The sequence below is a fragment of the Paraburkholderia strydomiana genome, assembly GCF_031456815.1.
Classification (GTDB): Bacteria; Pseudomonadota; Gammaproteobacteria; order Burkholderiales; family Burkholderiaceae; genus Paraburkholderia; species Paraburkholderia caledonica.
Map to the genome: position 1 here is coordinate 657,394 of NZ_JAVDVL010000003.1, position 10,652 is coordinate 668,045.

Below are 10,652 nucleotides of genomic sequence, written 5' to 3' on the forward strand. Positions count from 1 at the left end.
CGAGAGGAAAGCGAGGAGTTACAGCGATTGTTTTGACAGGACAGTGGACGAAAGCGGCACCGCTTTCGTCCACCTCACTGATGCGTTGGTAGGCTCGATTGGATTCGAACCAACGACCCCCACCATGTCAAGGTGGTGCTCTAACCAACTGAGCTACGAGCCTGTAGAGGCGCGAATTATAGAGAGTCTGTCGAAACTGTACAAGAGCCGGACGGCATTCTTGTTGTTGACGCTCGCGCCACTCATTACGACGCGCTCCATTCGGTATCTGCATCGAGTGGAAAGACCGGGCGCCGGATATTCTGGAAAGCGAACAGGCCGTAGTCCGAACTCGTCACGCCCCGGCTATCGCACTCCACGAGCCCGGCGGAGATCGGCACGAAAACCGGACGGCAATACATGCGCGATTTGAGTAGCAGGAAACGCGCGCGACGCGGGTCGATACCAACGCTTTCGAACACGCCCAGGTCCCACGGCTCATGCGTGTGTTCGGTCACGACCAGTTTCACCGTGCCCGTATCGAGAACCGCGGCGCGCCCCATGTGGGCTCGCTGACCGGTGTAAGTCGGCCCGCTGATCACATATTCGCCGTCGGTCAAGGCTCGCACCACACCGGTCATTGCGACGGGCGCGCGCGGCGTCACCGCACTGCTTCCAACCTTGTTGCCGATCGTGATGGTCACCGTGCTGCCGACGCCTGCGGCCATCAATGCGGCCACCGCCTGCGGATCGCACAACGGCCCAGTGACGATGCCGTCCAGATTCTGCCGGAGCGCTTCTTCGAGCAGATCCATCGTGTCGCACGTGCCGCCCGACATGCAGTTGTCGCCATGATCCAGCAGAAGCACCGGCTTGTCGGCGTCTTTTGCGAGAGCAGCGGCTTGCGCAACCGATTCGGCGAGCGGCGCGCTGCGATAGACGAATTCCTCGCGCTCGTTCCAGATTTGTTGCGCGATTCGCTCGGCCACTGACTCCGCTTGCGCGCGATCGCCATTGCTGACAACCACGACGCTGATGCACGGCGCAGCGATATCCGCGAGCGAAAAGCCGGACAACACCGAGACCGCGAGCATGCCGTCGGCCTCGGCGGCGCGCGCCGCGTCGACAGCACGCTTCATCGCGCCCTCCGCGGTCGCGCTGCGCAGCGTGTGCGTGAGCAACGGCGGCTGGCGCCAGGCGATGACCGGCTTCGCCTTGCCATGTATCAGATCAAACAGCAGACGCGCGGCGTGCGCGCCGGTTTCATACATATCGACGTGCGGATAGGTCTTGAAGCTGACGATCACGTCCGCGTTGTCGATCATTTTCTGCGTGACATTGCCGTGCAGATCCAGCGCGACGGCGATCGGGGCGTTGGGCAATGCCGCGCGCACGCGTTCGAGGAGATCGCCCTCGCCGTCATTCGAATTTTCCGCGACCATTGCGCCGTGCAGGTCCAGCATCACTGCATCGCATCCGCTCGCGGCTGCCAGAATTGCGTCGCAGATTGCGTCGTATGCTGCCGCTTCGACCGGCCCGCTCGGGTTGGCCGCCGCCGACACCGGCGTAACGATCTGCGCGCCTTCGCGTGCAGCGGCGTCGATGAACGCGGCCATTGCGGTCTGCATGCCCTTGTTGTCGTTGAACGCGTCGTCGTTGAAGCTCGGGCCGGCGTTCGTACCGTTCTGGCCGAAAGCGGACAACGGCGTCGGCACCGGCGAGAACGTGTTGGTCTCGTGATTCATCCGCGCGATGAGGATTTTCATACGTTCGAATCCTCCGACATCGGCGCTGTCTGGACCACTTGTGCCGCTCCCAACATCGCGTGCAGCAACACGTTGCAGCCGGCCTCCAGATGATCCGCGCGCGCGTCTTCGATTTCGTTGTGGCTGATACCGTCCTTGCAGGGCACGAAGATCATCGCGGCAGGCGCGACGCGCGCGAGATACACAGCGTCATGGCCGGCACCGCTGATCACGTCCATTGACGAGAGGCCCAGCATCTCCGCGCCGTGTTTGACGGCGGCCACCAGTTCCGTCGCGAACGGTTGCGGCGCGAAGTACACGACCGGCTCGACATCAACCGCGATGCCCGCTTTTTCGCTCGCGACCGTGCAGGCGTCGCGCAGTGCGCTGTCCATTGCGGTCAGCGTGGTGTCGTCGGCGGCGCGCAGATCGACCGTCAGTTTGACGCGGCCCGGAATCACGTTGCGTGAGTTCGGATGCACGTCGACCCAGCCTACCGTGCCACGCCCATGCGGCGCATGTTCGAGCGCAATACGGTTCACGGCGTGAATGAGGTCGGCGGCAACGAGCAGCGCATCGCGGCGCAATTCCATCGGCGTCGGTCCTGCGTGCGCCTCCATGCCGTGCACGGTCACGTCGTACCAGCGTTGACCGAGCGCGCCTTGCACGATGCCGATAGTTTTGTCGTTTGCTTCCAGCACCGGGCCCTGCTCGATATGTGCTTCGAAATACGCACCAACGGTATGCGGTTTCGTGTTTTCTCCAACGTAGCCGATTGCGGTCAGCGCGTCGCGCACGGACACGCCGTCCCGATCCTGCTGCGCAAGCGCATGTTCGAGCGTGAAAGCGCCTGCAAACACGCCTGAGCCCATCATCACGGGAACGAAGCGCGAACCTTCCTCGTTGGTCCAGACCGCGACCTCGATCGGGGCGAGCGTTGTAACGTTTGCATCGGCCAGCGTGCGCAGCACTTCGATGCCGGCGAGCACGCCGTAGTTGCCGTCGAACTTGCCGCCGGTCGGCTGCGTGTCGATGTGGCTGCCGGTCATCACCGGAGGCAGCTCGTCGCGCAAACCAGCGCGGCGCGCAAAAATGTTGCCGATCGCGTCGATGCGAACCGTGCAGCCTATTTCCTTCGCCCAACTAACGACCTGATCGCGTGCTATGCGATCCAGTTCGGTTAGCGCGAGCCGACAGACGCCGCCCTTCTCGGTCGCTCCAATTTTCGCGAGCTGCATGAGACTGTTCCAAAGCCGTTCGCCATCAACGCGCAAACGACTCACTGCCTCGGTAGCCTGCGATTCATGAACTTGCATCAGTGCTTCCTCATAGTGAAGTCGGCGCGGACTCAGACAACGCCGACGCCCAGATAGCGGTCCTTGATCGAGTCGTCGGCGGCGAACGACGCATTGTCGCCCGAATAAACGATCACGCCCTGTTCGATGATGTAGTGACGATCCGCGAGTTGCGTGCAGACTTCGAGGTTCTGCTCAACGAGCAAGATCGCCACACCGGCCTCGCGAATGAGTTTGAGTTGCGCGACGATTTCTTCGACGATCACCGGCGCGAGGCCCTCTACCGGTTCATCGAGCATCAGAAGACGCGGATGATTCATCAGCGCACGGCCCACTGCTAACATCTGCTGTTCACCGCCGGACAGTTGTCCGCCGCCGTTCGTGCGTCGCTCTTTCAGCCGCGGAAAAATGCGGTAGATGTCGTCGAGTTGCCACGGCGAATCTTTGCGCGCGCCGAGTCGCAAGTTTTCTTCCACGGTGAGCAACCGGAAAATACCGCGGTGCTCGGGCACGAAACACACACCACGCGAGGCGATTTTATGCGGCTGCAGCCCGCTAATGGTCGCGCCGTTGAACGTCACGCTGCCGTTCTTCGGCGCGACGACGCCCGCGATCGCCTTGAGCGTGGTCGATTTTCCTGCGCCGTTGCGGCCCAGCAGCGTAACCGTCTCACCTTCCGCGATCTGCAACGAAACGCCTTGCAGGATGTGACTTTTGCCGTAGAAGCCGTGAATCTGCTGCACGTCGAGAATCATGCGCGGCCTCCGGTAATCATGTTGCCGAGATAGGCGCTGCGCACGCGCTCATCGCCGCGAATTTCGTCGGGCCGCCCTTCCACCAGCACGCGCCCTTGTTGCATGACGGTGATCGTGTCGGAGATGTCCATCACGATGCCCATGTTGTGCTCGATCAGGACGACGGTGTAGTCCTCGCGCAGGCCGCGAATCAGTTGCTTCATATCGTCGAGGTCGTCGATACCCATGCCCGACGTCGGCTCGTCGAGAAAGATCGCCTTGGGACGCGCCGCGAGTGCCATGCCGACTTCGAGCCGCCGCTGCTGACCGTGCGACAGAGCGCCTGCCGACACTTTGCTGAAACGCTGCAACGCGAGGCGTTCGAGTATGTCGTCGACGGTTTCGGTGTGAGCCAGCGCGCCGCGCGGCGGCGACCATGCATTGAGCGCACGCACGGAATCGACACCTTGCGCAGCGAGCCGCAAGTTTTCCTGCACGCTCAGATTAGCGAACAGACTCGTCACCTGGAACGATCTCGCGACGCCGCGACGCACACGCTTGTGATCGGGCTCGTGCGTCACGTCGTGTCCGTCGAAGACAATCGTTCCCGCGGTGATCGGCAGAGTGCCGGTGAGCACATGGAAAAGCGTAGTCTTGCCCGCGCCGTTCGGACCGATTACCGAGTGCACGGTGCGCGGCATGATGCGCAGGTTGACCTCGGAGAGCGCCGTGAATTTACCGTAGCGTTTCACGAGGTCGCTTGCGTTTAGAATGGCCTCGCTCATGCGCGCTCCTTTGCGGTGTCGTCGGCTGCTGCGTCTGCATCGGCTTTGTCATTTCGGCGCAGGGCGTGCCAGATGCGCTCGCCGAGTCCCCATAGACCGCGCTGCATGTACAGGCTCACCGCCATCAGCACGATGCCGAGCAACAGCAGCCAGCGCGGCCACAAAGTCGAGAGCCAGTCGGCGAACAGCACATAGAAAGCGGCACCCAGCACGGACGCGAAGAGATTGCCGGTGCCGCCGATCACGGTCATCACGAGGATCATCTCGCTCGTGTGGTAGTCGATGTTGGAAAGCGGCGCGATGCCGGTCATCAACGCATGCAGTGCGCCCGCGAGTCCGGTTACGGCACCGGAGATGACGAACGCCATCAGCTTGAATCGCTTGACGTCGTAGCCGACGGCGGCGGCGCGCGCTTCGTTGTCGCGGATCGCAAGCAGCGTGCGGCCGAATACCGAGTGCGAGACGCGCATCAACAGCCAGAATACGACGAGGAAAAGTACCGCGACGAATCCGTAGTACTGCCACGGGGAAGCGAGCGGAATCAGCGCTTTGCCGGCCAACCCGAGCGCCGGCCGCGGAATGTCGAGCAGTCCGTTGTCGCCGCCGGTCAGGTCCGGCGTGGTGTAGGCGAGGAAGTAGAACAGTTGCCCGAATGCGAGCGTCAGCATCACGAAGTATGTGCCGCGCTGTCTGATCGAAAACCATCCGACCAATGCGGCCGCTATCGCGCCGACCGCGATTGCCGCCAGCAGCGCGACGGGCACCGGCAACGCGGCCCTGGTCAGCACGAGCCCCGCGCTATAGCTGCCGAGTCCGAAGAAAATGCCCTGCCCGAACGACAGCAGTCCCGTGTGGCCGAGCAGAAGATTGCAGCCCAATGCGGCGAGCGCGAATACGAGCACTTCTGTCGCGAGCGAGCCGGAGCGCAACGTCAGCGGCAAGATGCACACGACGAGCAGCGCGAGCAACAGGAACCGGTAGCGATGCAGCGCGTGTCGCGGAACGGGCTGCGATGCACGCGTAACTGCTTTAGTGTCGGCGGCTTTAGAAGTATCGATCACGCGGCTCTCCCGAGTAGGCCATTGGGCCGCAGCAGAAGTACGGCCGCCATCGCGACGTAGATCATCAAGCGCGCGCCTTCGGGCCACAGCGTGCTCATGACGCTCTGCACGATGCCGACCAGCAGGCCGCCGACCAGCGCGCCGAGAAAATTGCCCATGCCACCCACCACCACGACGACGAACGCGACGCCGAGCGCCTCGATACCCATGAAAGGATCGACGCCGCGAATCGGCGCGGCGAGCACGCCGGCGAGCGCGGCGGTTGCGGCACCGAGCGCGAACACGAGGCTGAACACCCGCAATACGTTGATGCCGAGCAGCGAGACCATCTCCGTCGATTCGCTGCCGGCGCGCACCGCGCTGCCGAGACGCGTACCCTCGAGCACCCACCAGAGCAACGCCGCGAGCACTGCAGTGAAGCCGATCACGAACAGGCGGTACTTGGGATAAACAAAACTGCCCCAGATCACCACGCCGTTCAGCATGTCGGGAACGGCCACGTTGTCACCGAGCGGCCCCCACACGAGGATCGCGCATTCCTGCACGACGAGCGCGAGGCCTACCGTCACGAGAATATGGAACTCGTGCTGCTGCGCGTATACGTGCCGCAAAATCAGCTTTTCGACGACCCATGCCAAGGCGCCGACCGCAATCGGCACGACGATCAGTGCTGTCCAGAAGCTCATCGACCACTGCATCGCCTGATAGCAGAAGTAGGCGCCAAGCAGATAGAAGGCGCCGTGCGCGAAGTTCACGAAGCGCAAGAGGCCGAACACAATCGACAAGCCGACCGCGAGCAGGAAATACAACATCCCGACCCCGATGCCGTTGACGATCTGCAGGAGATAAACGTTCATGGCGTCCGTGTGAGGAATTGGCGAAATTCACTGCCTGTGCTTGTGCGTGCGCTTGCGCCTGCGCTTCGTGCTCTCATGCGCTCGCACGTGTAGGTGCTGCGGTGCGCGAGGCACCGCGGCGCCCGCGCGGATCACGCCAGCTTGCAACCGGTCTTGTCGAGCGGCAGAAACGATTGTCCTGAACTGACGATATCCGCGTAGTCGTCGGCGTTTTTCATCTTGCTCTTCGCCTTGCCCTTTAACAGATAATAGTTCTTCAGCACCTGATGATCGCCCTTGCGAACCTCTTCAGGTCCTGTCAAACCATCGTATTTCATGCCTTCGAGCGCGGCGACCACTTTCTTCGGATCGACGTTGCCGGCCTTCACAATGCCGTCCAGCAGAATCTTCGTGCAGATGTACGAGCCCGCCAGGCTGTAGTTCGGATTCGTCTTGAAGGCCGCCTGCGTGCGTTTGACGAGATCGCGGTTGAGCGGCGAGTCGATTGCGTGCCAGTACTGCGCACCGAAATACACGCCGTCGCACAGGTCCGCACCGAGCGATTCGAACTGCTCGAGACCCGAAGCCCACGCGAGCAGAATCGTGCAGTTGTTCTTCATGCCGAAGCTGACCGCCTGGCGCAGCGTGTCGGAAGATTGCGAACCGAAGTTGAGGATGAGCAACACGTCCGGCTTGGCGGCGACTGCGTTCGTCAAATAACCGCTGAACTCTTTTTCGTTCAGCGAGTGATAACTGTTGCCCACGTGCTCGATGCCCTTCTCCTTGAAGACGGCTTTTGCGGCGGACAACAGGCCGTCGCCAAACACGTATTGCGGCGTGATCGTGTACCAGCGTTTGGCCTTCGGCATCATCTGGATCAGCGGACGCACGGTCTGTTCAATTGCGCCATATGTGGGCACCGACCAGCGGAAGGTCGCATCGTTGCAGTCTTTCCCCGTGATTTCGTCCGCACCCGCTGTGGTGATGAAGACGCCGCCGGCTTTCTGGACTTCCTTGCCCATCGCCAATGATTCGGACGACAAAATACCGCCGGCAAAGAATCGAGCATTCTTCTGTTGCGCGATTTCCTGAACGCGGCGTACTGCTGTTGCCGGCTTGCCTTCCGTGTCGAGCACCGAATAGGCGAGCGGTTCGCCGAGAACCTTGCCATATTGTTCGATGGCGAGCTTCATACCAAGGTCTGCATACTTACCGTTGGCGGCGAACGCGCCCGACATCGGCACCGGACAAGCGAACTGCACGCTGCCTGCCTGTGCGAAGGCGCTGCGCGCGACGAGCGACCCCAGCGTGCCCGGAACGGCCGACAGCGCGGCCAGCTTCAACATATTTCGGCGATTCAAAATGACGCTCCTTGGAAGAGACACGCACTGAACGACTGCGAAAGCTTGCTGGCCTGGGTGAACTTTCCACCACGTCGGCTTTGTTCTATTTATCATGATAAATAGGTTGAATCCGATCGTAGGTACAATAAATTCCGGTGTCAATAAGGCAAAATTCCTGGCGGCAGCAAGGCAGCTTTGCTTGCAACGCGGTGGGCGCCGGCGGAACGCCGATGGTGCAGTACACAAATGGGAGCATGAAGATGGCCATGGATCGAACCAAGGCTGGCGCAGCGATTGAGATCAAGCAGCAGAAGCGTGGCGATCTGGTCGCGGAGGAAATCAAGCGACTGATCACGGAAAAGGACCTGAAGCCGGGCGATCGCCTTCCACGCGAGGTCGAGTTGCAGCAACTCTTCTCGGTGAGCAAAAGCACGATCCGCGAGGCGCTGAAGTCGCTTGAAGTTCAAGGGCTCATCAAGGTGACGACCGGCCCTGCCGGCGGCGGCATGGTGGTGGAGGTGCCGCTCGATCGGACGTTGCAGCTTCTGCAGAACTATCTGTTCTTCAAGGACGTTTCGATCGACGACATTTACACCGTGCGCAAACTGCTCGAGCCGGAGCTCGCGGCAGGCGCGGTCCCGCACCTGACAGAGCAGGATTTCGAAGCGCTGGAGGCGAGCATTGCTTGCTGCGATCGGCCGGCTTCAGCGCACGGCGGGCAGGACATCGTCCGGCAGCGCCAGGAGGACGTGAACTTCCACGACATTCTGGCGGCGGCTAACCCGAATCCGTTTTTGCGTTTCAGCTGCGAGCTGATTAACGAGATGATCCGGCAGCTCATCGAGTTTCGTAACGATACGCCGCAGGCCGAGCACGAGCGGTTCGGCCAGGCCAATGTCAAGATTCACAAGGCGATCACGAAAGCAGCGCGCGAGCGTGACGTCGACAAAGTGCGCGAGCTAATGACGGTCCATATGACCGAGGCGCCGCGTTACGTGAAACGGATGAAAGGGAAGCTGCGCGGGAGACTTATTCTCGACTCGGAGATCCGCCGCCGGGTGCGGGCGCGAAGTGCTGGTCCCGTGGAGGCGGAGGGAGATGGGGAGTGATGGGGTTGGTGGCCGGGGTTGGTGGCCGGGGTTGGTGGCCGGGGTGGGTGGCCGGGGTGGGTGGCCGGGGTGGGTGGCCGGGGTGGGTGGCCGGGGTGGGTGGCCGGGGTGGTCGTTGGGGTTGGTCGTTGGGGTTGGTCGTTGGGGTTGGTCGTTCGGGTTGGTCGCCGGGGTTGGTCGCCGGGGTTGGTCGCCGGGGTTGGTCGTTCGGGTTGGTCGCCGGGGTTGGTCGCCGGGGTTGGTCCCTGAGGTTGGTCGCCGGGGTTGGTCGCCGGGGTTGGTCGCCGGGGTTGGTCCCTGAGGTTGGTCGCCGGGGTTGGTCGCCGGGGTTGGTCGCCGGGGTTGGTCGCCGGGGTTGGTCCCTGAGGTTGGTCGCCGGGGTTGGTCGCCGGGGTTGGTCCCTGAGGTTGGTCCCTGAGGTTGGTCCCTGAGGTTGGTCCCTGAGGTTGGTCCCTGAGGTTGGTCCCTGAGGTTGGTCCCTGAGGTTGGTCGCCGGTTGGTGGCGGAGTCGGCGCCCTGGGTGGTGGCCGAGGCTGGCGGCCGACGCTGGTGGCAAAGCTAGTCGCATGGGATCGTCGGTTGCCCGGTTGCGTGGGTCGCGTGGGTCGCGTGGGCTGCGTGCGCTGGCTCACGTGCGTGGATTATGTGGGCATATGTCAACGAAGGGACGACGAAATCGCGTACACGGGGCGTCGACACTCGTGACGCGGGTTCGCGGCGAGTGATCGGTTGAAGCGTCGTGGCTCGAACGTGAGCGCTCGAAATGAGCTTTGCGACGCGCTTTGTCGCATCGTGCCGCCGACGCTGCGAACGGGATCCGTAGGCGCTAGGGAGCGGTGACGCCAACCTGAACGACACGGTGAATCTCGTGGCGATCGGCCCACAGGTTGCTTCGCAGTCGAGCGTGGGCCACAGCGATCGGCCGCGTCAAGGATGTCGATTCACCTTCGGCTTTTCAAGACAGTTGTCATTGGGTTGGCGGGAGGTGCCTAGGGAGGTCGGCGGCTAACGACAAGAGGGCTCAACCTTTTGACGCGCGCGCCGTTATTGCATCTGCACAGCACGTTCACTGGACCTTCATGGCACAACCTATTCCGTTCTCCCGAAACACCGGCGCGGCACGCGCCCGGCATGCCAAGGCGATGCTGCTGACGATGGCACGCCAAACCGCGGACGATCTCGCGCTGCGCGTGCATCTGGCGCTAGACGCGTTGCGACGAGGCGACGGCGGGATAAGCGATGCTCAGACACTGACGCAAGTAATGCTGCTGACGGGTTTTCTGGCCGAGTCGGGTTTCGGCTCCGCGACTAGCGAGCAACTCGGCGAGGCCGAGCGTGCGATAGCCAAGGTATTCGACACCGGACGAGATACCGGCAGATGGATGCTCAACGAGAACGGATTCGCGATATTTGCACAGATCGCTACCAACTACGACCAGCAATTACACCGCGCTCCGCTTTGGGCAATTACCGAGGTCAGCGAGCGGCTGGACCGTTTTACCGCGGGGCTGCCGGATCAATTTGCGACGCGAAAGAGGGCTTAGTTGTCGCCCGATTACCGGAGTACTGAATAGCCGAGAATCGCTTCAAGCCGTATTCGTCCGATGACGACAGCGATTTGTTTGCTTGGCTGTTTTACCGCCGGTAAACGCAGAAACCCCACCTTTTGTGGGGTGGGGTTTCTGATGCTGCTGGGGAGCCTGACGATTACCTACTTTCACACGGGCAATCCGCACTATCATCGGCGTGGAGTCGTTTCACGGTC

At 62.0% G+C, this 10,652-nt stretch carries 9 protein-coding genes and 1 tRNA gene; 2 read left to right on the forward strand and 8 right to left on the reverse strand.

The genetic code is table 11. The features are described from left to right. Positions 1-86 precede the first annotated feature (86 nt). From J2W46_RS12530 to J2W46_RS12565, 8 genes are all read right to left on the reverse strand, one after another. Positions 87-163: transfer RNA gene (locus J2W46_RS12530), tRNA-Val, on the reverse strand. Between the two features lie 82 nt (positions 164-245). Then, positions 246-1,745 (reverse strand): M81 family metallopeptidase, encoded by a 1,500-nt coding sequence (locus J2W46_RS12535; protein ID WP_310354116.1) that lies wholly within the window; start codon positions 1,743-1,745, stop codon positions 246-248. Next, positions 1,742-3,040 (reverse strand): Zn-dependent hydrolase, encoded by a 1,299-nt coding sequence (locus J2W46_RS12540; protein ID WP_310354120.1) that lies wholly within the window; start codon positions 3,038-3,040, stop codon positions 1,742-1,744. Before J2W46_RS12540 ends, J2W46_RS12535 begins: the two co-directional genes overlap by 4 nt. A gap of 32 nt (positions 3,041-3,072) precedes the next feature. Continuing rightward, positions 3,073-3,774 (reverse strand): ABC transporter ATP-binding protein, encoded by a 702-nt coding sequence (locus tag J2W46_RS12545; RefSeq protein WP_088175899.1) that lies wholly within the window; start codon positions 3,772-3,774, stop codon positions 3,073-3,075. Beyond that, complete coding sequence (locus J2W46_RS12550) at positions 3,771-4,538, reverse strand: ABC transporter ATP-binding protein (protein WP_310354122.1); 768 nt, start codon at positions 4,536-4,538, stop codon at positions 3,771-3,773. The genes J2W46_RS12545 and J2W46_RS12550 overlap by 4 nt, the downstream gene beginning before the upstream one ends. Beyond that, entirely contained in the window at positions 4,535-5,599 is a 1,065-nt protein-coding gene (locus J2W46_RS12555; RefSeq protein WP_310354125.1) for a branched-chain amino acid ABC transporter permease, read from the reverse strand. The genes J2W46_RS12550 and J2W46_RS12555 overlap by 4 nt, the downstream gene beginning before the upstream one ends. Continuing rightward, positions 5,596-6,456 carry a branched-chain amino acid ABC transporter permease gene (locus J2W46_RS12560; protein WP_027780285.1) on the reverse strand — a complete coding sequence of 287 codons (861 nt, stop codon included), beginning with the start codon at positions 6,454-6,456 and terminating at the stop codon, positions 5,596-5,598. Before J2W46_RS12560 ends, J2W46_RS12555 begins: the two co-directional genes overlap by 4 nt. 131 nt (positions 6,457-6,587) lie before the next feature. Beyond that, positions 6,588-7,796 (reverse strand): ABC transporter substrate-binding protein, encoded by a 1,209-nt coding sequence (locus J2W46_RS12565; protein WP_027780284.1) that lies wholly within the window; start codon positions 7,794-7,796, stop codon positions 6,588-6,590. A gap of 242 nt (positions 7,797-8,038) precedes the next feature. Between J2W46_RS12565 and J2W46_RS12570 the strand changes: the two genes are divergently transcribed. Then, positions 8,039-8,887 carry a FadR/GntR family transcriptional regulator gene (locus J2W46_RS12570; protein ID WP_027805146.1) on the forward strand — a complete coding sequence of 283 codons (849 nt, stop codon included), beginning with the start codon at positions 8,039-8,041 and terminating at the stop codon, positions 8,885-8,887. A gap of 1,079 nt (positions 8,888-9,966) precedes the next feature. After that, on the forward strand, positions 9,967-10,431 hold the full coding sequence (locus J2W46_RS12575; RefSeq protein ID WP_310354127.1) for a hypothetical protein: 465 nt from the start codon (positions 9,967-9,969) through the stop codon (positions 10,429-10,431). Positions 10,432-10,652 lie beyond the last annotated feature (221 nt).

Coding starts and splice junctions, on each gene's coding strand:
- J2W46_RS12575 (WP_310354127.1), top strand. CDS start 9,967: ATGGCACAACCTATTCCGTTCTCCCGAAACACCGGCGCGGCACGCGCC.
- J2W46_RS12560 (WP_027780285.1), bottom strand. CDS start 6,456: ATGAACGTTTATCTCCTGCAGATCGTCAACGGCATCGGGGTCGGGATG.
- J2W46_RS12570 (WP_027805146.1), top strand. CDS start 8,039: ATGGCCATGGATCGAACCAAGGCTGGCGCAGCGATTGAGATCAAGCAG.
- J2W46_RS12535 (WP_310354116.1), bottom strand. CDS start 1,745: ATGAAAATCCTCATCGCGCGGATGAATCACGAGACCAACACGTTCTCG.
- J2W46_RS12550 (WP_310354122.1), bottom strand. CDS start 4,538: ATGAGCGAGGCCATTCTAAACGCAAGCGACCTCGTGAAACGCTACGGT.
- J2W46_RS12540 (WP_310354120.1), bottom strand. CDS start 3,040: ATGCAAGTTCATGAATCGCAGGCTACCGAGGCAGTGAGTCGTTTGCGC.
- J2W46_RS12545 (WP_088175899.1), bottom strand. CDS start 3,774: ATGATTCTCGACGTGCAGCAGATTCACGGCTTCTACGGCAAAAGTCAC.